This window comes from Aquabacterium sp. (assembly GCF_021768455.1).
Classification (GTDB): Bacteria; Pseudomonadota; Gammaproteobacteria; order Burkholderiales; family Burkholderiaceae_C; genus Aquabacterium.
Map to the genome: position 1 here is coordinate 1 of NZ_JAIZVX010000038.1, position 21195 is coordinate 21195.

Here is a 21195-nt window from a genome sequence, read left to right on the forward strand (position 1 = left end):
TTTTCGCCAGCCTGGGTGAAGGAAACCCGCGATGGCCGCTGCGGCCTGGGCCTCCTACAGTGGGTTTCAGCGCCGCACACCGGTGGCGCTCGCCGGCCGTGCGTCTGGCCCGTCCGGTGCCCTCTGCCCATCTTGCTCAAGGAGAGCCTTCATGACCTGGGAAACCCCTGCCGCCATCGACCTGCGTTTCGGCTTCGAGATCACGATGTACATCGCCAACCGCTGAGGCCATCCGGCCCTGGCGCCAGGCCTGCGGGTCAGGCGCCAGGGCCGGGCTGTGCTCGCTCCCTTCGCACCCCCATGAAAATCCGTGTCCTGGGCAGCGCCGCTGGCGGTGGCTTCCCGCAGTGGAACTGCAACTGCCCCAACTGCGATGGCTGGCGACAGGGCCGCATCCGTGCCCGCGCCCGCACGCAATCCTCCATCGCCGTGAGCATCGATGCCGAGCGCTGGCTGCTGTGCAACGCCTCGCCCGACATCCTCCAGCAGCTGCGCGAGTTCCCCGCGCTGCAACCGGCCCGCGCCCTGCGCGACACGGCCATCGAAGCCATCGTGCTGATGGACGCCCAGGTCGACCACACCACCGGCCTCTACATGCTGCGCGAACACCGCCAGCCCTGGCCGATCTGGTGCACGGGGCCGGTGCGCAGCGACCTGCTGGGCAGCAACCCGCTGTTCCAGGTGCTGAGCCACTACAGTGGCGTGGCATGGCAGGAATTGCCCGTGGCCGAAGCAGGCTTCCACATGCCCCAACTTCCGGGTCTGCACCTGCGGGCCTTGCCCCTGCGCTCCAACGCGCCACCGTATTCCCCGCGCCGCGACCGGCCGGATCCGGCCGACAACATCGGCCTGCTGCTGGGCGACGAACACACGGGGCGCCGCCTTTTCTACGCGCCCGGCCTGGGCGAGATGGAGCCCCATGTCTGGGCCGCCATGCAGCAGGCCGATGTGGTGCTGGTCGACGGCACGCTGTGGACCGACGACGAGATGATCCGCCTGGGTGCCTCCGGCAAGACCTCGCGTGCCATGGGCCACCTGCCCCAAAGTGGCGATGGCGGCATGCTGCACTGGCTGCAGCAGCTGCCGGCGTCCACCCGCAAGGTGCTCATCCACATCAACAACACCAACCCCATCCTCGATGAGGACAGCGCCGAGCGGTCCGAGCTGGACCGCCTGGGCGTGGAAGTGGCCTTTGATGGCATGGAGATCACCCTGTGAGCCACCCCCCCTTTGCCGCCGTGCGGGACGGCACCCCCGCCACCTTGCTGGCCTTGCAATCGACCCAGGCCGATGCGCGCCCCCGCTGGTCGGCCGACGAGTTCGAAGCGCGCCTGCGCGAGAAGGGCACCAGCTACCACATCCACCACCCCTTTCACGTGATGATGGCCGAGGGCCGGCTCACGCAAGCGCAGATGCAGGGCTGGGTGGCCAATCGCTACCTCTACCAGATGGCCATCCCGGTCAAGGACGCGGCCATCCTCGCCAACTGCCCCGATCGCGAGGTGCGCCGGGAGTGGATCGAGCGCATCCTTGACCACGACGGCCGCCTGGTCGATGGCGTGCGCGAGGAGGGCGGCATCGAAGCCTGGATCCGCCTGGGCGAGGCCGTGGGCCTCACGCGCGACGATGTGGTCTCGCAGCGCCTGGTGGCGCCCGCGGCGCGTTTTGCGGTCGACGCCTATGTGAACTTCGCGCGGCAACAGCCCTGGCAGGAGGCGATCGCATCCAGCCTGACCGAGCTGTTTGCACCCCACATCCACCAGCAGCGCCTCGACCTCTGGCCGCAGGCCTACCCCTGGATCCAGCCCGAAGGTCTGCAGTACTTCCGCAACCGCCTCACCCAGGCGCGCCGCGACGTGCAGCATGGCCTGCGCTTCACGCTGGACTACTTCAGCCAGACCCGCGCCCTCCAGGAGCGTGCCCTCGACATCCTGCAGTTCAAGCTCGATGTGCTCTGGGCCCTGGCCGACGCCATCATGCTCAGCCAGTGCAAGGTGAGCATCACCGGAGCCAGGGCATGAGCGCAGCAGCCAACCTGCCAGACGCATGGCCCGATGCCGTGTGCCCTCGCGTGCGCAAGCCCTTTCGTCTGCAATGGGAGCCCGCCCAAAGTGCCTGGGTGCTGCTCTACCCCGAGGGCATGGTCAAGCTCAACGGCAGCGCGGGCGAGATCATGAGCCGATGCGATGGCGAACGCAGCGTGGCCGCCCTGATCACCGAATTGCAGACGCGCTTTCAGCTGCCCGACCTGGGCAATGACGTGCGGGCGTTCCTGCACATGGCCCGCCAGCAGGGCTGGGTCGATCTCACCATGCCCGAGGGTGGGGTGGCGGCATGAGTGCCGAGCCGAAGATCGGCCCTCCGATGTGGCTGCTGGCGGAGCTCACCTACCGCTGCCCGCTGCACTGCGTGTTCTGCTACAACCCGTTGGACTTTGCCGCCACCACGGCCGAGCAGGAACTCTCGACCGAGGACTGGTTTCGCGTGCTGCGCGAGGCCCGTGCGCTGGGCAGCGTGCAGCTGGGCCTCTCAGGTGGCGAACCGCTGGAGCGCGACGACCTCGAGCGCATCGTGGCCGAGGCGCACCGCCTGGGCTTCTACACCAACCTGCTGACGTCGGGCGTGGGCCTGACCGAGGCCCGCATCCTGGCGCTGAAAGAGGCGGGTCTGGACCACATCCAGCTCTCGTTCCAGGACGCGACCCGCGAGGTCAACGACTTCCTCTCCAGCACCAGGACCTTTGCGCTCAAGCAGAAGGTGGCCGGCCTCATCAAGGCCCACGGCTACCCCATGGTGATGAACGTCGTGCTGCACCGCCTCAACATCGACCACATCGACGCCATCATCGCCATGGGCGAAGCCCTGGGCGCCGAGTACATGGAGCTGGCCAACAGCCAGTATTACTCCTGGGCCCACCTCAACCGCGCCCAGCTGATCCCGAGCCGTGAACAGGTCGAGGCCGCCGAGCGCGTTACCCAGCAATGGCGCGACAGGCTGGGCGAGCGCATGCGCCTTTTTTTTGTGGTGCCCGATTACCACGGCGACCGCCCCAAGAAATGCATGAATGGCTGGGGCAACGTGTTCCTCACCGTCACGCCCGATGGCACGGCCCTGCCTTGCCACACCGCGAAGATGCTGCCGGGCCTGCACTTCCCGAACGTGCGTGAGGCCAGCGTGCAGCACATCTGGTACGAGTCGGAGGGCTTCAACCGCTACCGCGGCGATGCCTGGATGAAAGACCCCTGCCGCAGCTGCCCCGAGAAGGAAAAAGACCTGGGTGGCTGCCGCTGCCAGGCCTACCTGCTCACCCAGGACGCCACCAACGCCGACCCGGTGTGCGCCCACTCGCCGCACCACGGCCTGATCGAGCAGGCCATGCGCGAGGCCCTGCCTGGGCGCACGGCGCGTGAGGCGCCCCTGGTGTTCCGGGACCCGGCCGCTTCCCGCGCCCTGATCAGGGACGGTTTGGCGCCAGTGCCTCCGGTCACACCGGCCTGATCCAATCTGGCACAGGCCCTTCCGTCGATTGGGGCTTGCCTTCGGGGCCGCTCTGTGATTCCATCACACCCATGCAGTCGATGACCGCTTTAAGCGCATTCCCGGGACGGGAGCGCGCAACAGGGCGGTGTCGTGTGCGGCTTCGGATTTGCTGAGTCGAGAGGCGCCGTCAGTGCGTCAGCCGTGTCTTTGTGTCTTCGCCGTTTGTCTGTTTGAGCAGCCCTCATCTGCATCAGAAAGGAAAGCACCATGTCCCTGAGCACCCCGATCGCCGACATTGGCTGGCAAGCCGCCCCCTTCCGCCTCAAGGGCACCGATGGGCACCCCCATTCGCTCAAGCAGCTGATGGGGCGCCGCGGCACCGTGGTCGCGTTCATCAGCAACCACTGCCCCTTTGTGCAGGCGATGATGCCCCGCCTCATCCGTGATGCCCGTGAGCTCGAAGCCTTTGGCGTCAGCGTCATCGCCATCAACGCGAACGACGCCACGTCCTACCCCGAAGACAGCTTTGGCGCCATGAAGCTGCAGGCCCAGGCCTGGCAGTTGCCCTTCCATTACCTGCACGACGAATCGCAGGCGGTGGCCCGCGCCTATGGGGCCGTGTGCACGCCCGATTTCTTTGGTTTCGATGCCGAGTTGCGCCTGCAGTACCGCGGCCGGCTTGACGAATGCCGAACCGAGCCGGCCACCGAGAACACGCCGCGCGAACTCTTCGATGCCATGCGCCTGATTGCCCACCTGGGCTACGGACCCGGCGAGCAGGAGCCCAGCATCGGCTGCAGCATCAAGTGGCGCGAGACCGAGCCTTTGGCGGCGGCGCGCCCTCGCCTGCACAGCGTGGCTTGAGCCGGGCCCCCCGCAGATGCGGGTGTGCAGCAGGGGAAAGCCCAGGGCCGAGGGTTTAACGCGGGCCGTGACAATTTGCCTGTCATTGACCACACCCGTACGCACATGGACACCCTTCGCCCCCTGATCTTCGTCTGGCCCGAAGCGCTGGTTTTCTGGAGTGTGCTGGCCTGGGCCCTGTTCATGGAAGGGCGTCAGATGCAGCGCCGCAAGGCGGTGTCGGGGGGGCACGATGGCGACGACCGCTATTCGGGCCTGGTCATCTCCATCGGCTCGGGCCTGCTGCAACTGACGGCGGGCGCGCTGGCCTTTCATGCGCCCACGGGCATGGGGCCCGAGGCCCAGCACCCTGTCTACTATGCCGGTGTGGTCACCATCGTCGCGGGCATGCTGCTGCGCATCCATTGCTGGGCCGCACTGGGCACCTTCTTCACCCACACCGTCACCGTGCAGTCCGACCACCACGTGGTCGACATCGGTGCCTACAAGCTGCTGCGCCACCCGTCCTACCTGGGTGCCTTGCTCACGCTGGGTGGCTTCGGGCTCTTGTTGGGCAACTGGGCCAGCCTGGCCGTGATGGTGCTGGGTTCGCTGGGCATCTACCTCTACCGCATCGAGGTGGAAGAAGCCGCCTTGGAGGCCGCCTTGGGCGAGGCCTATCGCCGCTTCAAGCTGACGCGCAAGCGCCTCATTCCCTTCGTGTACTGAACGGTCGGGAGGGCTGTCCATGGGTCGCATGCCGTCCACCATCCTGAGCAGCAAGCGACTGCGTTGTGGCGTGACCGCGCCACCGCAAACGCTCAGTGGTTCTGATCTGTTCAACGGCCACATCGGCATCCCGGTGGTGCTGGTCTACCCGCAGGGGCTGGACCTGCGTCGCACCGAGGCCGCGCTCAGCGAGGTGCTCACCCACTATCCCATCCTGTGCGGGCGCATGAAGAAGGGGGCAGATGGCCATGCCTTCGTCGACGTCAACGACGCGGGCATCGATTACCGCCTGCACGACTGTGCCGGCCCCCTGCCGGCGACAGGCCCTGATTCCGGTTTTGCCGACACGCTCAAGCGCTATTTCAAGCCCTTCCTGCCCTGGCAGCTGGTCAACAAGGGTCAGCCTCTGCTGCAGGTCAACCTGTTTCGCTTCGAGTGTGGCGGCGTGATCCTGTGTTGCCATGCGCCCCACTCGCTGATGGATGGCAGCGCCTACTGGCAGTTCATGCGCGACTGGTCGGCGCTGAGCCGGGCCGAGGCGATCACGGTGCCGTCGTTCGACCGCCAGACCGTGATCCAGGCCGCACACGGTCGTGCCGTCCCGGCCGAAGCCGGGCTGCTGTACGACCCGCCCATGGGCGAGCGGCTCGGTCTGTTTGGCCGCCTTGGCTGGCGGGCCCTCACCAGCCTGAAGAAGGGTGTGATACGGGTGCCGGCCCACACCGTGCAGCACTGGAAGGGCGAAGCCCGCCGTCTGCTGCCTCCCGAGGCGGGCGTGAGCACCGCCGAGCTGGTGGGGGCCTGGTGCATCCAGCAGCTCTCACCCCTGATGCCCTCGGCACGCGAGCGCAGTGTGGGCATCGTGCTCGACCTGCGCCACAAGCGCCGCCTGCGCATCCCGCGCGATCTCTTCGGCAATGCCCTGGGGTATGGCGAGGCCCGCTACAGCCGTGAGGCCCTGGCCACTGAGAGCCTGCCCGAGCTGGCGCGCCGCTGCCGCCCGGCGCCCGAGCAGGTGTCGCAAGAGGCCTTGCTCGATTTCCTGGCCCTGATGGAGGCCTACCGTCAGCGCCGTGCCATCTGGCGCCTGTTCTGGCGCCCGGCCGGTGAAACGGTGGAGGCCGGGCTGATCCTGAACAACTGCGTCAACTTCCCCATTTACGACATCGATTTCGGCAGCGGGGGCCCGGCCTGGTACGACATCTGCGCCGTGGCGTTCCGCATGCTGATGGTGGTGCCCACGCCCGAGCAGGACGGGGGTGTGGACCTGCACCTCACGGCCCGCCCGGCCGAGTTGAGGGCCCTGAAGGCGGCCATGGCCCGTTTGAGCGCCGGTGCGGCGGCACAGGCCCCGGCGCCCGCGGCCGATCTGGGCGACGGGCTGCAGACGGCCTGAACAACGGCGCAGCGTCAGGGGTGGTTCTCGGGCCAGCGCTGGGCCTGGGCCCGGGCCAGGCTGGCGGCGTGGTCGGCGGGGCGCATCAGGCCGACATCGCGCAGGGCATCGGCCTGGGCGCGGTGGGCCGCGAGCCAGCGGTTGCGGTCGCCATGGCGGGCCGCCAGCTGGCCGGCATCCCAGGGGTTGGTGCTGCCACCGGCCACACACAGGTAGATGCTGGGCACGCTCAGGCTGGCCGTTGGCACGTTGCTGTACATGCCGTACTGGGCCAGGGGCTGGGCCAGCTCGGGCAGGCGCAGGCCACCCAGGGCGTTGCCATCGGCATCGCTCTGCACGAAACCCAGGGCGTTGCGCTGCAGGCGGGGCACGGTGGGGGGCGGCACGCCTTCGCTCACCCACCGGCGCAGGGCGTGCAGGGCGGCGTGATCGACCACCTCGGTGGGCAGGGTGTTGCCGGGCTTGAGGCAGCTGGGGGCCTGGTCGCGAAAGCTCGCAGGCCCCACCACCATGGCCTCGTCCTGCATGCGGTGGTCGAGGTGTGCGGCGCCGGCCACCTCCCAGTAGCGCACGTGCGGGGTGTCGGCGGTGTGGGACAGGCTCCAGCTCACGCTCACCTCCATCTCGGTCTGCACCTGCATCACCGGGGTGCCCAGGTCGGGGCGGATGCGGGGCAGCAACTGGCCGCTGTCGCCGTCCAGCACGGGGCCGGCCGCAGGCGCGCTGCCGTGCAGCAGGAAGCCTTGGTAGGTGCGGCTCAGGGGCTGGAAGGCGTTGAGGTAGGTGGTGAGGAAGACGGCCGATTGCGAATAGCCCATGGCCAGCAGGGTGGGGCGCTTCGCACTGCCCAGGAGCTGGTCGGCATGGGCGCGCACCGCTTCGCCCGCTTGTGTGAACACATCGTAGGCCAGGGCCTTGCTGGCGATGTGCTGGGCGGCGTAACGTGCCGGCTGCAGTGTCTGCAGGCCTTTGGCGCTGTCGGGCTCGGCGCTCACGCCCACCCAGGCGTAACCTTCGCGCACCAGTTCTTCGCGGGTCAGCACCCAGCCGCCGTCGAGCTCGAAACCCAGCGTGGTGTTGAGCCACTCGACCACCACCATGCCGTTGAAGCGGCGCGGGTCGGCCGGGCGGCGCACCAGCAGGCGGGTGCGGTAGGGCTCGGGAGCGCTGATCACGTTCAGGGCCCAGCGGCCATCGCGAGCCCACGCACCTGCCGGGGCGTAGCGCCGGGCGCTGCCGGTCAGCACCCATTCTTCTTCGGTGTGGCCGGTGCCGGCCAATTGGGCGGCACGGCTGGTGGCCGGGGTGCCTTCGGGCATGGGCAGCAAGCGGGCAGCTGTGCCCTTGACCATGTCTGGCGTGGCCGGTGGGCCCTCGGGTGGCTCGGCGCAAGCGGTGCAGAGCAGGGCCAGGCTCAGCAACGCCGCGGTGCGGCGCCAGGCGTGCCGGGCGCGTTTCAGGTGCGTGAAGGACAAAGACAAGGGCAGGGTCATGGACAGGAGGGTGGGCGGTGGTGCGCCACGCCGGCCAGGCGAATCAGCCCGGACGCGTCAGGCCTGGCGCAGGCACTCGATGATGCTCAGGCGCGCCGCCCGCCACGCTGGGACAAACCCGCCCAGCACGCCCATCACCAGCGCAAACAGCATGGTCTGCCCGGCCACGGTGACCGTGAAGCGGAAGCGGAAGGCCAGTTCCGAGAAGGTCGTGTAGTTCACGGTGGAGATGTCGACGCCCTGCATCAGCGAGGCCCCGGCCAGGCCGACTAGGCCGCCCACCATGGCCAGGCCCAGTGATTCCCCGAGGAAGGCAATCAGCACGGCCTCGCGGCGAAAGCCCAGGGCGCGCAGGGTGCCGATCTCGCCGATGCGCGAGGCCACGGCTGCGAACATGGTGATCATGGCGCCCACGATGGCCCCGATGGAGAAGATCACCGAGAGCGACAGGCCCAGCAGCTTGATGAACTTCGACATGGACTCCGATTGCTCGGCGTAGAAGTCCAGTTCGCGCTTGATGTCGAGCTGCAGGCGGGGGTCGGCGTCGATCACCTGGCGGGCACCGGCAAAGGCCTCGGGCGTGCTGAGCTTGAAGACGATGCTGGAATAGACCGTGCGGTGGAAGGCCTGCATGACCTGGTCGGCATCGCCCCAGATCTCGGAGTCGAAGCCGCTGCGTTCGGCATCGAAGAGGCCCACCACCACCCAGTCGCGGCCCGCAAAACGCAGGGTGTTGCCCAGCGAGACATTGGCAAAGCCGCGGGCGATGGCCGCCCCCACGATGACCTCCGAGGTGCCGGGCGCGAACATGCGGCCCGAGGTGATGTGGATCTGCGGGCGCAGGGCCTTGCCCACGGCCGTGGTGCCGCGCACCGTGACGTTGCTCATGCCGCCGCCGTCGCGCTTGGGCAGGTTGTTGAGCACCACCGCTTCGCGCGAGACCAGGGGCACGCCGGCACTGTCGGTGGCCACTCCGGCCACGGTGTCGATGGCGCGGGCCTGGTCGCGGCCAATGGCCGAGTTGATCTCGTTGCCCGCACCCTTGCGCAGCACCATCACGTTGTCGGGCTGGCCGGTGGCGACCATGGTCTCCTTGATGCCCTCGCTCATCATCAGCACGGTGGCGAAGACGAACACCACCAGGGCCATGCCACCCGCGGTCAGCGCCGTGGTCACGCGCCGCACCCAGAGGTTGCGCAGCACATAGGACAGGGGAACCGCTCTCATGCCTGCCCCTTATGCAATGTGGCGCAGTCCCTGAACGATGTCGATGCGCGACATCTTCCAGGCAGGCCAGGCCGCTGCGATCAGGCCCACGCCCAGCGCCGCCAGGGCCTGCAGCAGCAGGGTCTCGCTGGAGACCTCGAAGACCTTGAACAGCGAGCCCGTCTGCTTCATGAAGCCGATGGCCAGCGGGAAGGTCAGGGCCATGCCCGCCAGTCCGCCAATGGCCGCGATCATCAGGCTCTCGCCAAACAGCAGCTTCACCACAAAGCCCGGTGAAAAGCCCAGGGCCTTGAGCGTGGCGTACTCGGCCAGGCGCTCGCGGGCGGTCATGGTCATGGTGTTGGCCATCACGGCCATGATGATGAGGATGACGACGAAGCTCACCGCCCGGATCGCCATCAGCACGGCCTGGCTCATCGAGACGATGCCCAGCTGGAAGGCCTTCTCGGTCTCGGTGCGGGTTTCGGCCGCCGAGTTCTTGAACAGCGCATCCACCTCTTGCGAGACGGCCGAGGCGCGCGTCGGGTCGGTGATGCCCACCACGTAGATGCCCACCTGGTTGGCCACGGCCGAGCTGGCCCGCTTGCGCACGCTCTCGGCCACCAATGACCAGTGCATCAGCATCAGGGTTTCGTCGGTGCGGGCGTCCTTGGCGTTGTAGATGCCGCGGATGGTGAAGTTCCAGTTGCCGGGGTAGATGGTGCCGCTCAGGGGGATGGTGTCGCCCACCTTCCAGCCAAAGCGCTGCGCCAGCTTGCGGCCCACGATGGCGCCTTGCCGGTCGGCCATGAAGGCGGCTTTTTCGGCGTCGCTCAGTCGGTACTCGGGGTAGAGCTGGAAGTAGCTGGCACCGTCGACCGCGAAGCGCGCAAAGAAGTTCTTGCGGTCGATGTAGATGCCACCAAACCAGTTGGCCCAGGTCACGTTGCCCACGCCCTCGATCTTGCGGATGCGCTCGCCGTAGTAGAGCGGCAGCGGGTAGCCCAGCGAGATCGAACTGCGCGTGATCAGGCGGGTGTTGGAGGTAGCGTCGACGCCCGCGTACCAGGCGTCGACGATGGTGCGCAGCAGCCCGAAGGAGCTGATGGCGACCACCAGCCCGACCATGGTCAGCAGGGTGCGCAGCTTGTGCCGAAAGGCGTTTTTCAGCAGGAGCTTGAACAGGAACATCTGGGGCCTGTTGTCCGGTGCGTCAGTGACCGGCTTCGCCGCTGGCCACCAGCACACCCTTTTCGAGGTGGATCATGCGGCTGGCGCGCGCGGCGGCCTTGGGGTCGTGGGTCACCATCACGATGGTCTTGCCCAGGTCGTGGTGCAGTTCGTCCATCAGGGCCAGCACCTCTTCGCCGGTGGCGCGGTCGAGGTCGCCCGTGGGCTCGTCGGCCACGATCAGGGTGGGGTCGGTGACCAGGGCCCGGGCGATGGCCACGCGCTGCTGCTGCCCCCCCGAGAGCTCGTTGGGGTAGTGGTCCATGCGGTCGGCCAGGCGCACCATCTCCAGCGTGGCTTCCACATGGGCCTTGCGCTCCTTGCGGGTGAGGTTGGTCAGCAGCAGGGGCAATTCCACGTTCTCGTAGGCCGTGAGCACGGGCATGAGGTTGTAGAACTGGAAGATGAAGCCCACGTTGGCGGCGCGCCAGTCGGCCAGGGCGCCTTCGTCGAGCGTGGCGATGTCGACGCCATTGATCTTGATGGTGCCGGTGCTGGGCTGGTCGATGCCGGCAATCAGGTTGAGCAGGGTGCTCTTGCCCGAGCCGCTGGGGCCCATCAGCGAGACGAACTCGGCGCGGCCCACCTCGAGGTTGATGTCCATCAGCACGGGGATGGGCTGGCCGCCACGGGTGTAGGTCTTGCTCAGGTGCTCGATGCGGATGACCGGCTCTTTGAAGACGGGGTAGGGTGCGTTCATGGGGCCGCCGATCAGGAGTTGGCCAGGCTGACGCGGGCACCGTCCTTGATGCGGGCCGGGGGCGTCGCCACCAGCTTGTCGCCGGCCTTGATGGGGCCGCTGACCTCGCGCAGTTCACCCAGCTGGCGACCGGCCTTCACGGACACGGCCTCGACCGTGTCTCCGCTTTCCGAGGGCTTGATGCGGTAGACCACGCTCTGGCCGTCCTTCGTGACCACGGCGCTGCCGGCCACGGCCAGCACGGCCTGCTGGTCGGCATCGGTGATGGCCTGCGAGAGGAAGCTGACCTTGGCGCTCATCTCGGGCAAGATGCGGGCGTCGAGCTGGTCGAAGCGGATCTTGGTCATGACCGTGGCCTTGGCCCGGTCGACCGTGGGCACGATGCCGGCCACATGGCCCTTGAAGCGCACCGTGGGCAGGGCGTCAAGGGTGATCTCCACCGGCTGGCCGACCTTGGTCTTCGAGAGGTTGCCTTCCGACACGTCGGCCTCGACCTCCAGCGTGCCCATGTCGGCCATGGTCACCACCGCCCCCTGGGCGCCAGCGGCACTCGACATGGGCGTGATGATGTCGCCCACGTTGGCGTTCTTGACCAGCACCACGCCATCAAATGGGGCGCGGATCTCGGTGTAGTCCATGGCCACTTTCTGGCCCTTGAGCTGGGCGCGGGCCTGGCCCAGGGCGGCTTCCGCTGCGGCCACCTGGGCGAACACGGCCTTGTTGCGGCTCACGGTCGTCTCGACCGATTGCGGCGAGATGAAACCCTGGGCTTCGAGGCTGCGGGCGCGGGCGGTCTCGGCGCGGGCGTTGATCAACTGCACCTGGGCCTGCTTCACATTGGCTTCGGCCTGGTGCACGGCGGCCTCGGCGCCCAGGATGGCGGCGTTGATGTCGCTGCCATCGAGCCGGGCGATCAGCTCGCCCTTTTTGACCTGCGAGCCTTCGCGCACCCGCAACTCGACCAGGCGCCCCGAGGCCTTGGAGGCCACGGCCGAGCGGCGCTGGGCCACCACATAGCCCGATGCCGTCAGCTGCACATACTGTTGCGAGGGCGTGCTGGCCACCACCGAGGTGCTGCCGACTTCCAGCGTGCGCGGCACGAAGAACCATGCGGCGGCGGCCAGGGCCACGCCCGCGGCCAGGGTGAGGGGCAGCGCGCGCGACTTTTTGCGAACCGGCGCCTGGGCGCTCCTGTCGATCTTCAGTTTGGACAGGGCCGAGGGAGCGCTAACTTCAGTCATGGCGTGTGCGGTCAATGGAGGTCGGTGCGGTGATGTCAGGGGGCGGCAAACGGTGTGCGTTGCACTCCCGCCGAACATGAGACAAGAGGCTAAGTCAGATGTGGCGCACCTCGCCTAGGGGAATGCGTGCCTCCCCCCTCAAAGCGGTGGGGCACCGACCTATACTCAAATTCAAACGCTGTTGATGTGAGCACCCATCCCTTGCCTTCTTCCCAGGACGACATCTGCATGCTGGCCCTGCTGACCCCGGGTCAGCTCGCCGTGGCGCGTGCCCCTTCCACCGCTTCAGCCGCCTCTGCGGGTTCTGAGCCCATCGCGCCCATCGCGTCTTTTTCGCCCGCTGACGTGTCGGTCTGGCCCTGTCTGCAGGTGGCCGAGCTCGGGCGCGTGCTCAAGCAGGCCTGGCAGGCGCTCGGGCTCACCGCCGGGCGTGCGCCCCGTCACCTGGCCCTGGCCATCGCGGGCAGCGTGCAGGGCGACACGGTGCTGTTCACGCAGTCGGGTGAGCGCCTGTCGGTCGAGGCCCTGCGCCTGGGCCTGCAGCTCGACACCCTGCTGGTCGTCAACGACTTCACCGCCCTGGCCATGGCCCTGCCGCACCTGGCCGAGTCCGACAGCATCGCCCTGGGCGATGGCGTGGCGCAGCCGGGGGGCGTCATCGGCCTGATCGGGCCAGGCGAGGGCTTGGGGGTGTCGGGCCTGATCCCCGCCGAAGACCGGCGCATCACCCTGGGCAGCGAGGGCGGCCACATCAGTTTCGCCCCCTCGGACGAGACCGAGCTGCGCATCCTGCAGGCGGCATGGCGCCAGTGGCCTCACGTCTCTGCCGAGCGCCTGGTCTCTGCCGAAGGGCTGCGCTTCATCTGGCAGGTGCTGGGCGATGGCCTGGCCTCGGCCCCCGCGCCCAGCGCCGCGGCGATCATCGAGCAGGCCCACCGCTTTGCCGCGCAAGGTCTGGCACCCGCGGCGGCTCAAGGCGAAACCCGCGGTGACCTGGCCCGCAGCGCCGAGGCCGTGGCCGTGTTCGGCCGCATGCTGGGCACCGTCACCGCCGACACCGCCCTGATGCTGGGCGCGCTGGGCGGCGTCTACCTGGGCGGCGAACTGGTGCCGCGCCTGGGCGGGCTGCTGGCCGCGTCCGGCTTTCGGGCGCGTTTCGAGGCCAAGGGGCGCTTCTCCAGCTACCTGGCGCAGGTGCCGACGCGGCTCATCACCGCGCCGCACCCGGTGTTCGCCGGTCTGGGCGTGCTGCTGGCCCACCACCTGCGCAGCGGGGCCGTGCCCGTGGCGCAGGACGGCGCGCTGCTGGCCCGCATCCGTGGCCTGCGCGACGAACTCAGCCGCGCCGAGCAGCGCGTGGCCGATCACCTGCTGGCCCACCCGCGTGCCTTCATGAACGAGCCCGTGGCCGAGATCGCGCGCCAGGCCGAAGTCAGCCAGCCCACGGTGATCCGTTTCTGCCGCAGCCTGGGCTTCGAGGGGCTCTCCGACTTCAAGCTCAAGCTGGCCTCGGGCCTGACCGGCACCATCCCGCTGCGCCACAGCCAGGTCATGGTCGACGACGCCGCGCCCGACCTCTCTGCCAAGGTGCTGGACAACACCGTCTCGGCCATCGTGGCCATGCGCGACGGGCTCAACGGCCAGGCCATCGAGCGCGCCATTGCCCTGCTGCGCCAGGCCCGCCGCGTCGAGTTCCACGGCGTGGGCAACTCCCACATCGTGGCGGTGGACGGGCAGTACAAGTTCCTGCGCTTCGGCATCCCGGCCATGGCCCATGCCGACAGCGCCCTGCAGGCCATGGCCGCCGACCTGCTCGGCCCCGGTGACGTGGTCGTGGCCGTGTCGCGCTCCGGCGCCATGCCGGAGCTGCTGGTCTCGGTGGGCAAGGCGCTCAAGGCGGGCGCGGCCGTGGTGGCCATCACCGCGAGCGATTCGCCCCTGGCCCGCGAGGCCACGGTCACCCTGGCGGTCGACCACGTCGAGGGTCGCACCGAACAGCTCTCGATGGTGTCGCGGGTGCTGCACCTGCTGATGATCGACGTGCTGGCCGTGGGGGTGGCCATGAACCGCCCCGGGCCGCTGAAGTCGCCCTTTGGCCTGCGCGAAGACGCGGCCTCGTGGATCTCGCACGCGCGCTGATCACCACCGGCGCCTCAGGCGAAAAAAAAAGCCAGCCGGGCTTGCGCCGGGCTGGCTGTGAAGGAGAGCTGGGTCACATCCGACCGAGCCCCCAGGAGACGCGGAACAATCAGGCGGCCTTCAGTTGCGAGGCGGCCTGGGCCAGGGCGCGGATGGCGTCCCAGTCACCGGCCTTGACCAGCGAGGCCGGGGCCAGCCAGGAGCCGCCCACACAGGCGACGTTCGGCAGGGCCAGGAACTGCGGTGCGGTCTCGACCGTGATGCCACCCGTGGGGCAGAACAGCGCATCGGCGAAGGGGCCACCCAGGGCCTTGAGCATGGCCGTGCCACCGGCCTGCTGGGCCGGGAAGAACTTGAAGCACTCGAAGCCGCCGTCCATGGCGATCATCAGTTCCGAGGCCGTGGCCACGCCGGGCAGCAGCGGGGTGCTGGCTTCGGCGGCGGCGGCGATCAGGGCAGGCGTCAGGCCGGGCGACACCATGAAAGTGGCGCCTGCGCGGGCTGCGGCTTCCCACTGTGCGGGGGTGGTGACCGTGCCGGCCGCCACCACGGCGCCTTCCACGTTGCGGGCGATCTCCTGGATCACCTCGATGGCGTTGGGCGTGCGCAGCGTGATCTCCAGCACCTTGAGGCCGCCGTCCACCAGGGCGCGTGCCAGGGGCACGGCGTCTTCGGTGCGGTCGATCACCAGCACAGGGATCACGGGGCTCAGGCGCATGGCCGTCTTCAGGGTCGGGTTCAGGTTGCTCATCGTGCGGGGTCCTTGATCAGGGATGGGGAGGGCGGTGGGGGCTCGGCGCAATGGGCCTGGCTCACACACCGCCAAAGCTGGTCATGCCGAAACTCATCGCGCCTTGTTCTGCGCCGGTCACGGCCTGGCGCATGGCGCCGAAGAGTTCGCGGCCCGTGCCGAAGCTGTGCGCCTCGTGTTGGGCCGGGTCGATGACGTCGACGCTGCGCGCCGCCCACTCGGCTTCGTCCACCAGGGCTTGCAGGGTACCGGCTTCGGCATCCAGACGGATGACATCGCCGTTGCGCACCTTGCCCAGCGGGCCACCGGCCATCACTTCAGGCGTGATGTGGATGGCGGCGGGCACCTTGCCCGAGGCGCCCGACATGCGGCCATCGGTCACCAGCGCGACCTTGAAGCCCTTGTCCTGCAGGTTGGCCAGGGTGGGGGTCAGCGAATGCAGCTCGGGCATGCCGTTGGCACGCGGGCCCTGGAAGCGCACCACGGCCACGAAGTTCTTTTCCAGCTCGCCGCGCTTGTAGGCGGCGATCAGCTCGCTCTGGTCGTTGAACAGCACCGCCGGCGCTTCGACCACGCGGTTCTCGGGCTTCACGGCCGAGACCTTGATCACCGAGCGCCCCAGGTTGCCCTTGAGCACGCGCAGGCCACCATCGGCCGCAAAAGGCTGGTCGACGGTCGTCAGCACGGTGGCGTCGCCGCTCATGGCCGGAGCCGGCACCCACACCAGCTGCTCGCCTTCCAGCGCCGGGTTCTGGGTGTAGGCGTGCATGCCGCTCAGGCCATTGACGGTGCCGGCCACGGTCTTCACGTCGCCATGCAGCAGGCCTGCGGCCAGCAGTTCGCGGATCAGGAAGGCCATGCCGCCCGCCGCGTGGAAGTGGTTCACGTCGGCCTTGCCGTTGGGGTAGACGCGGGTCAGCGAGGGGATGATGGCCGAAAGGTCGTTGAAGTCGTCCCAGTCGATCAGGATGCCGGCCGCACGGGCCATGGCGACCAGGTGCAGGGTGTGGTTGGTCGAGCCCCCGGTGGCCAGCAGGCCGATCAGGCCGTTGACCACGGCGCGCTCGTCGATCATCACGCCCACGGGCGTGTACTCGCTGCCCAGGCGGGTGATCTTTGCGGCGCGGCGGGCGGCTTCGCGCACCAGGGCTTCGCGCAGGGCGGTGTTGGGCGAGACAAAGGCGGAGCCCGGCAGGTGCAGGCCCATGATCTCCATCAGCATCTGGTTGGAGTTGGCCGTGCCGTAGAAGGTGCAGGTGCCGGCGCCGTGGTAGGCCTTTTCTTCGGCTTCCAGCAGGGCGTCCTTGCCGATTTCACCGGCGGCATAACGCTGGCGCACCTTGGCCTTGTCGTCGTTGCTCAGGCCGGTGCCCATGGGGCCGGCCGGCACGAACACCGTCGGCAGGTGGCCGAAGCTCAGCGCACCGATCAGCAGGCCGGGCACGATCTTGTCGCACACACCCAGGGCCAGGGTCGCGTCGAACATGTTGTGCGACAGGGCCAGCGCGGTCGACATGGCGATCACGTCGCGCGAGAAGAGCGACATCTCCATGCCGGCCTGGCCTTGGGTCACGCCGTCGCACATGGCGGGCACGCCGCCGGCGAACTGGGCGGTGGCACCGGCTTCGCGGGCCGCGGCCTTGATCCAGGCGGGGAAGGCTTCCAGCGGCTGGTGGGCCGAGAGCATGTCGTTGTACGCCGAGACGATGGCCAGGTTGGGCGTGCGCTGCTGGCGCAGCCAGATCTTGTCGGCGGCAGGCGAGGCGGCGTAGGCGTGGGCCAGGTTGGTGCAACCCAGGCTGGCGCGTTCGACCGGACCCTGGCGCCCGGCGGCCTCGACGCGGGCCAGGTAGGCGGCACGGCTGGCCGCGCTGCGCTCACGGATGCGCTGGGTGACGGCGATGAGTTGCGGGTGCAGGGCGGCGGTGGGTTGGGCCATGGTTCTCGTCTCTGTCTTGCGGGATTTGCCAATGTAGCGAAATTTCAAATGCTTGTGTAGAGGTGTGGCCTGCAAATGGGTTTTGTTAATGCAATTCAACCGGCGTTTAAGGGGAAACCCTGATGCGTCGCGCTGGCGAAGCTTTGTTTGATAAAGTAGTATTACTACATCGTTTGGCGATGAATCGAGGAAGCATGGGTACACGAATGCAAGCCGTTCCCGAGTTGGATCTGGTCATCTTTGGCGGCACGGGCGACCTGGCCATGCGCAAGCTCCTGCCCGCGTTGATGCGCCTGCAGCAGGACGAGCTGCTGCCCGCCCGGCTGCGCGTGATCGGCGTGGCCCGTGAGCCCCTGACGCAGGCGGCCTTCCAGGCCCTGGCGCACGACCGCATTGCCTCCTACCAGGGCAAGCACTTCGACCCCGCCGGTTGGGACCGTTTTGTCGGTCACATCGACTACGCCCGGGTCGACGCCACCGACGCCGCCAGCTTCGACGACCTCGCCCAGCGTCTGCAGGCCGAGCCCCAGCGCGACCGCGTCTTCTACCTGTCGACCGCGCCGCGCCTGTTCTCCACCATCTGCGACCAGCTGGCCGCCAAGGGGCTGATCACCGAGCGCAGCCGCGTGGTGCTGGAAAAGCCCCTGGGCCACGACCTGGCTTCGTCCCGCGACATCAACGACGCGGTGGGCGGCCACTTCGGCGAACAGCAGATCTACCGCATCGACCACTACCTCGGCAAGGAGCCGGTGCAGAACCTGCTGGCCCTGCGCTTCGGCAATGCGCTCTTCGAGCCGCTGTGGCGCCGCGAATCGGTGCGCGACGTGCAGATCACCGTCTCGGAAGAGCTCGGCGTCGAGTCGCGTGGTGATTTCTACGACCAGGTCGGCGCCATGCGCGACATGGTGCAGAACCACCTGCTTCAGCTGCTGTGCATCGTGGCCATGGAGCCGCCAGCGTCCATCTCGGCCGATGCCGTGCGCGACGAAAAGCTCAAGATCCTGCGCGCACTGCGTCCCATCGAGGGGGCTGATGTCGCCCACAAAACGGTGCGTGGACAGTACCGTGCCGGCGCCTCGGGCGGCAAGCCCGTGCCGGGCTACCTGGAAGAAGAGCGCATCAAGCCCGACAGCACCACCGAGACCTTCGTTGCCATCCGCGCCGAGATCGACACCTGGCGCTGGGCCGGCGTGCCCTTCTTCCTGCGCACCGGCAAGCGCATGCCACAACGCGTGGCCGAGATCGTCGTCAATTTCCGCAGCGTGCCGCACTCGATCTTCGGGCAGTCGGCCGAGAGCATGAACCCCAACCGCATGGTCATCCGCATGCAGCCCGACGAGAAGGTCGAGCTGCACCTGCTGGCCAAACAGCCGGGCGACGTCATGAACCTGCAGCCCGTGCACCTGAACCTCGACTTCTCTCAGTCCTTCAAGTCGCGCAGCCTGGAGGCTTACGAGCGCTTGCTGATGGACGTGATGCGTGGCAACCTGACCCTCTTTGTGCGCCGCGACGAGCAGGAAGCCGCCTGGCGCTGGGTCGAGCCCATCATGAACGCCTGGAAGGCCAGCACCGACAAGCCCAAGCCCTACACCGCCGGCACCTGGGGCCCTGCCGCGTCCAGCGCCTTGCTGGGGCGCGATGGCCTGGCCTGGCACGAAGAGATCTGAACCATGAGCTTCCACACCCACCAGGCGCCCGACGCCCAGACCCTGGGCGACAACCTGGCCCGCTTCGTCGCGGCCCGTTTGCGCAACAGCCTGGCCGAACGCGGCGAGGCCCTGCTGATCGTGTCGGGCGGCAGCACGCCCCAGCCTTTCTTCAAGGCCCTGGCCCAGGTCGACCTGGACTGGTCCAAGGTGACCATCACCCTGGCCGACGACCGCTGGCTGCAGCCCCATGAGCAAGACAGCAACGAACGCACTGTGCGCACCACCTTGCTGCAAGGTCCGGCCGCAGCGGCGAACTTTGTCTCGCTGGTGACGCCCCAGGCCACGCCCGAAGAGGGCTGGGCCGAGGTGGAGCGCCGCCTGCAGGCCATGCCCTGGCCGGCCGACGTCACCATCTTCGGCATGGGCGGCGACGCCCACACGGCCTCGCTCTTCCCCAACTGCCCGGAACTGCCCCTGGCGCTGGACGATGCCCACGTGGGACTGAGCCTGCCCATTGGCGCACCCACCCTGCCCAATGTGCCGGTGCCCCGCCTGACGCTGACCCGACGCGCCCTGCTGCACACCCACTGTGCGGTGCTGCACTTCACCGGTGCCGCGAAGTGGGATCTGCTGACCCAGGCGAACGCGGCAGGCCCGGTCGGTGACATGCCCATCCGCATCGTGCTGCACCAGGACGCCGTGCCCGTGCACGTCTTCCACGCCGCCTGAGCGCGGCCTGCTGTCGCACAATCTCCCTTTTGAATGCAACGGCGGCACGCACCCGCCTGAACGCGAGCACGCACCCATGAGCGCAACCTATCCCCGCCTGCTGGGCGATGTGGGCGGCACCAACGTCCGCCTGGCCCTGCACGCCGCGGCCGATGCCCCGATCACCCACATCCTGACCCTGTCGTGCAAGGACTTCGAAGGGCCGCTGCAGGCCATCGAGCACTACCTGGCGCAGGTGTTGCCGCAAACCGGTGGCGTGCGTCCGCGCTCGGGTGTGGTCGGCATCGCCAACCCCATCCTGGGTGACCGCATCAGCATGACGAACGCCCACTGGGCTTTCTCCATCAGCGAGCTGCGCGACGCCCTGGGCCTCGACACCCTCTCGTTCCTGAACGACTTCACCGTCCTGGCCCTGTCGCTGCCCGGTCTGCCGGCTTCCGACCTGGTGCAGGTGGGTGGCACCGAACCCATGCCCGGCAAGGCCAAGGCACTGCTGGGTGCCGGCACCGGCCTGGGTGTGTCGGGCCTGGTGCCCGTGCCTGGGCAAGACCTCTGGGTGCCGCTGGAAGGCGAGGGCGGCCACGTCACCCTGCCGGCCTTCGACGCCGAAGAGGGCCGCGTGATCGACGCCATGCGCGCCTTCCTGCCTGATCACGTTTCTGCGGAACGTGGCGCCCTGTCGGGCCAGGGCCTGCAGGCGCTCTACAAGGCCCACGCCAGCCTGGCCGGCGTCGCGCCCGAAGACCTCAGCCCCGCAGACGTCACACAGCGCGGCCTCGATGGCAGTTGCGCGCACTGCGTGGCCGCACTGAACAGCTTCTGCGCCATGCTGGGCACCGTCGCGGCCGACCTGGCCATGACCCTGGGCGCCCAGGGTGGCGTCTACATCGGTGGCGGCATCGTGCCCCGTCTGGGCGAGTTTTTTGCCCGCTCGCCTTTCCGTGCCCGTTTCGAAAGCAAGGGGCGCTTCAACGCCTACCTTGCCCGCATCCCCGTTTACGTGATTCATTCGGCCTACCCGGCCTTGATCGGAGCCAGCCGCGCCTGAACACCCCTCAGCGCGAGCGTCCAAGCAAAAAGCCCGCTTTCCGGCGGGCTTTTTGCTGTCTGGGTGGAGTCAACCGGGCAGGCGTGCCGCCTGGATCACCCGGCGTACGCCCCCTGCTCAGGCCTGGATGTTGAAGCGCGTGGCGTCGAATGCATCAAAGGCGTCATGGGCTGCCTGCTGGGCAGTTGCTGCTGTGTGAACCAGATCGGGCAGGGCGGCTGAAAACGCCGCGGTCATGCGAGTCGCAACCGCCGTCACGTCATGCGTTCGTCCGGCCTTGAAGCATGGACCGAGCGCAGCCTCAAGGCGCGCGGCCACATCGGGCAGCTGGGCCTCGAAGATGGTCACATGCCCGTGCTCGTGTGCCAGCACATGGGCTTGCGTGCAGGCGTCCGCCGCGACCTCCTCGCCAACCGAGATGCGCAATGGCTCGTACCCCAGGCTCATCTCCAGTTGCGGTGCATAGCAGACCTCGCCGGTGCGCTGGTAGGTCACGCGCACCACGCGCACCATGTGAACCACGTAGTCCATGTGCCAAATCGCTTGCGTGGTGCCCAGCACGACCCCGCCCTGTCGGTGGGTCACGGCGCCACTCGCTTCCTGGTTGAGCGCCCGCAGCAGA

20 protein-coding genes are annotated in these 21195 nt (G+C 68.3%); 12 read left to right on the forward strand and 8 right to left on the reverse strand.

Annotated elements, in window-relative coordinates:
* Nucleotides 1–151: 151 nt before the first annotated feature.
* The 8 genes from pqqA to QZ994_RS07285 all read left to right on the forward strand — a co-directional run bounded on the left by pqqA (nucleotide 152) and on the right by QZ994_RS07285 (nucleotide 6448).
* Complete coding sequence (pqqA, locus tag QZ994_RS07250; RefSeq protein ID WP_290870363.1) at nucleotides 152–226, forward strand: pyrroloquinoline quinone precursor peptide PqqA; 75 nt, start codon at nucleotides 152–154, stop codon at nucleotides 224–226.
* A gap of 74 nt (nucleotides 227–300) precedes the next feature.
* The gene (gene pqqB, locus QZ994_RS07255; protein ID WP_290870301.1) at nucleotides 301–1218 is read left to right on the forward strand and encodes a pyrroloquinoline quinone biosynthesis protein PqqB; all 918 of its coding nucleotides are present in this window, start codon (nucleotides 301–303) and stop codon (nucleotides 1216–1218) included.
* A gap of 53 nt (nucleotides 1219–1271) precedes the next feature.
* Nucleotides 1272–2021 carry a pyrroloquinoline-quinone synthase PqqC gene (gene pqqC, locus QZ994_RS07260; protein WP_290870366.1) on the forward strand — a complete coding sequence of 250 codons (750 nt, stop codon included), beginning with the start codon at nucleotides 1272–1274 and terminating at the stop codon, nucleotides 2019–2021.
* Nucleotides 2018–2338, forward strand: a complete 321-nt coding sequence (gene pqqD, locus QZ994_RS07265; protein ID WP_290870304.1) for a pyrroloquinoline quinone biosynthesis peptide chaperone PqqD — start codon at nucleotides 2018–2020, stop codon at nucleotides 2336–2338. Before pqqC ends, pqqD begins: the two co-directional genes overlap by 4 nt.
* Nucleotides 2335–3498, forward strand: coding sequence for a pyrroloquinoline quinone biosynthesis protein PqqE (pqqE, locus tag QZ994_RS07270; protein ID WP_290870306.1), 1164 nt, complete (start codon nucleotides 2335–2337; stop codon nucleotides 3496–3498). Before pqqD ends, pqqE begins: the two co-directional genes overlap by 4 nt.
* A gap of 249 nt (nucleotides 3499–3747) precedes the next feature.
* On the forward strand, nucleotides 3748–4344 hold the full coding sequence (locus QZ994_RS07275; protein ID WP_290870309.1) for a thioredoxin family protein: 597 nt from the start codon (nucleotides 3748–3750) through the stop codon (nucleotides 4342–4344).
* Between the two features lie 105 nt (nucleotides 4345–4449).
* Entirely contained in the window at nucleotides 4450–5052 is a 603-nt protein-coding gene (locus tag QZ994_RS07280) for an isoprenylcysteine carboxylmethyltransferase family protein (RefSeq protein ID WP_290870312.1), read from the forward strand.
* Between the two features lie 19 nt (nucleotides 5053–5071).
* Complete coding sequence (locus QZ994_RS07285; protein ID WP_290870316.1) at nucleotides 5072–6448, forward strand: acyltransferase; 1377 nt, start codon at nucleotides 5072–5074, stop codon at nucleotides 6446–6448.
* A 14-nt stretch (nucleotides 6449–6462) separates the two neighbouring features.
* Here QZ994_RS07285 and QZ994_RS07290 read toward each other — a convergent pair whose 3' ends face one another.
* Genes QZ994_RS07290 through QZ994_RS07310 form a run of 5 tightly spaced genes read right to left on the reverse strand, consistent with a single transcriptional unit; the run spans nucleotide 6463 to nucleotide 12318 of the window.
* On the reverse strand, nucleotides 6463–7941 hold the full coding sequence (locus tag QZ994_RS07290) for an alpha/beta hydrolase domain-containing protein (protein ID WP_290870319.1): 1479 nt from the start codon (nucleotides 7939–7941) through the stop codon (nucleotides 6463–6465).
* Nucleotides 7942–7998: 57 nt separating this feature from the next.
* Complete coding sequence (locus QZ994_RS07295) at nucleotides 7999–9168, reverse strand: ABC transporter permease (RefSeq protein WP_290870322.1); 1170 nt, start codon at nucleotides 9166–9168, stop codon at nucleotides 7999–8001.
* A 9-nt stretch (nucleotides 9169–9177) separates the two neighbouring features.
* Nucleotides 9178–10338: an FtsX-like permease family protein gene (locus QZ994_RS07300; protein WP_290870325.1), complete on the reverse strand. Its 1161-nt coding sequence runs from the start codon at nucleotides 10336–10338 to the stop codon at nucleotides 9178–9180.
* A gap of 22 nt (nucleotides 10339–10360) precedes the next feature.
* On the reverse strand, nucleotides 10361–11077 hold the full coding sequence (locus QZ994_RS07305; protein ID WP_290870327.1) for an ABC transporter ATP-binding protein: 717 nt from the start codon (nucleotides 11075–11077) through the stop codon (nucleotides 10361–10363).
* An 11-nt stretch (nucleotides 11078–11088) separates the two neighbouring features.
* On the reverse strand, nucleotides 11089–12318 hold the full coding sequence (locus QZ994_RS07310) for an efflux RND transporter periplasmic adaptor subunit (protein ID WP_290870330.1): 1230 nt from the start codon (nucleotides 12316–12318) through the stop codon (nucleotides 11089–11091).
* Between the two features lie 201 nt (nucleotides 12319–12519).
* Here QZ994_RS07310 and QZ994_RS07315 point away from each other — a divergent pair, with 201 nt between their 5' ends.
* Nucleotides 12520–14457 carry a glucokinase gene (locus tag QZ994_RS07315; RefSeq protein WP_290870333.1) on the forward strand — a complete coding sequence of 646 codons (1938 nt, stop codon included), beginning with the start codon at nucleotides 12520–12522 and terminating at the stop codon, nucleotides 14455–14457.
* 109 nt (nucleotides 14458–14566) lie between these two features.
* Here QZ994_RS07315 and eda read toward each other — a convergent pair whose 3' ends face one another.
* A complete protein-coding gene (gene eda, locus QZ994_RS07320; RefSeq protein WP_290870336.1) occupies nucleotides 14567–15208 on the reverse strand; it encodes a bifunctional 4-hydroxy-2-oxoglutarate aldolase/2-dehydro-3-deoxy-phosphogluconate aldolase in 642 nt (213 codons plus the stop codon).
* A gap of 61 nt (nucleotides 15209–15269) precedes the next feature.
* The gene (gene edd / locus QZ994_RS07325) at nucleotides 15270–17147 is read right to left on the reverse strand and encodes a phosphogluconate dehydratase (protein WP_290870339.1); all 1878 of its coding nucleotides are present in this window, start codon (nucleotides 17145–17147) and stop codon (nucleotides 15270–15272) included.
* Nucleotides 17148–17353: 206 nt separating this feature from the next.
* Here edd and zwf point away from each other — a divergent pair, with 206 nt between their 5' ends.
* From zwf to QZ994_RS07340, 3 genes are all read left to right on the forward strand, one after another.
* Entirely contained in the window at nucleotides 17354–18814 is a 1461-nt protein-coding gene (gene zwf, locus QZ994_RS07330; RefSeq protein WP_290870342.1) for a glucose-6-phosphate dehydrogenase, read from the forward strand.
* Nucleotides 18815–18817: 3 nt separating this feature from the next.
* On the forward strand, nucleotides 18818–19525 hold the full coding sequence (pgl, locus tag QZ994_RS07335) for a 6-phosphogluconolactonase (protein ID WP_290870344.1): 708 nt from the start codon (nucleotides 18818–18820) through the stop codon (nucleotides 19523–19525).
* A gap of 76 nt (nucleotides 19526–19601) precedes the next feature.
* Nucleotides 19602–20573 carry a glucokinase gene (locus tag QZ994_RS07340; RefSeq protein ID WP_290870346.1) on the forward strand — a complete coding sequence of 324 codons (972 nt, stop codon included), beginning with the start codon at nucleotides 19602–19604 and terminating at the stop codon, nucleotides 20571–20573.
* A gap of 117 nt (nucleotides 20574–20690) precedes the next feature.
* Here QZ994_RS07340 and QZ994_RS07345 read toward each other — a convergent pair whose 3' ends face one another.
* Nucleotides 20691–21158, reverse strand: coding sequence for a hypothetical protein (locus QZ994_RS07345; protein ID WP_290870348.1), 468 nt, complete (start codon nucleotides 21156–21158; stop codon nucleotides 20691–20693).
* Nucleotides 21159–21195: the final 37 nt, after the last annotated feature.

Bases quoted from the DNA above. Each gene is read 5' to 3' on its own strand.
- pqqB (WP_290870301.1), top strand. From the start codon at position 301: ATGAAAATCCGTGTCCTGGGCAGCGCCGCTGGCGGTGGCTTCCCGCAG.
- pqqD (WP_290870304.1), top strand. From the start codon at position 2,018: ATGAGCGCAGCAGCCAACCTGCCAGACGCATGGCCCGATGCCGTGTGC.
- pqqE (WP_290870306.1), top strand. From the start codon at position 2,335: ATGAGTGCCGAGCCGAAGATCGGCCCTCCGATGTGGCTGCTGGCGGAG.
- QZ994_RS07275 (WP_290870309.1), top strand. From the start codon at position 3,748: ATGTCCCTGAGCACCCCGATCGCCGACATTGGCTGGCAAGCCGCCCCC.
- QZ994_RS07280 (WP_290870312.1), top strand. From the start codon at position 4,450: ATGGACACCCTTCGCCCCCTGATCTTCGTCTGGCCCGAAGCGCTGGTT.
- QZ994_RS07285 (WP_290870316.1), top strand. From the start codon at position 5,072: ATGGGTCGCATGCCGTCCACCATCCTGAGCAGCAAGCGACTGCGTTGT.
- QZ994_RS07290 (WP_290870319.1), bottom strand. From the start codon at position 7,941: ATGACCCTGCCCTTGTCTTTGTCCTTCACGCACCTGAAACGCGCCCGG.
- QZ994_RS07295 (WP_290870322.1), bottom strand. From the start codon at position 9,168: ATGAGAGCGGTTCCCCTGTCCTATGTGCTGCGCAACCTCTGGGTGCGG.
- QZ994_RS07300 (WP_290870325.1), bottom strand. From the start codon at position 10,338: ATGTTCCTGTTCAAGCTCCTGCTGAAAAACGCCTTTCGGCACAAGCTG.
- QZ994_RS07305 (WP_290870327.1), bottom strand. From the start codon at position 11,077: ATGAACGCACCCTACCCCGTCTTCAAAGAGCCGGTCATCCGCATCGAG.
- QZ994_RS07310 (WP_290870330.1), bottom strand. From the start codon at position 12,318: ATGACTGAAGTTAGCGCTCCCTCGGCCCTGTCCAAACTGAAGATCGAC.
- eda (WP_290870336.1), bottom strand. From the start codon at position 15,208: ATGAGCAACCTGAACCCGACCCTGAAGACGGCCATGCGCCTGAGCCCC.
- edd (WP_290870339.1), bottom strand. From the start codon at position 17,147: ATGGCCCAACCCACCGCCGCCCTGCACCCGCAACTCATCGCCGTCACC.
- zwf (WP_290870342.1), top strand. From the start codon at position 17,354: ATGCAAGCCGTTCCCGAGTTGGATCTGGTCATCTTTGGCGGCACGGGC.
- pgl (WP_290870344.1), top strand. From the start codon at position 18,818: ATGAGCTTCCACACCCACCAGGCGCCCGACGCCCAGACCCTGGGCGAC.
- QZ994_RS07340 (WP_290870346.1), top strand. From the start codon at position 19,602: ATGAGCGCAACCTATCCCCGCCTGCTGGGCGATGTGGGCGGCACCAAC.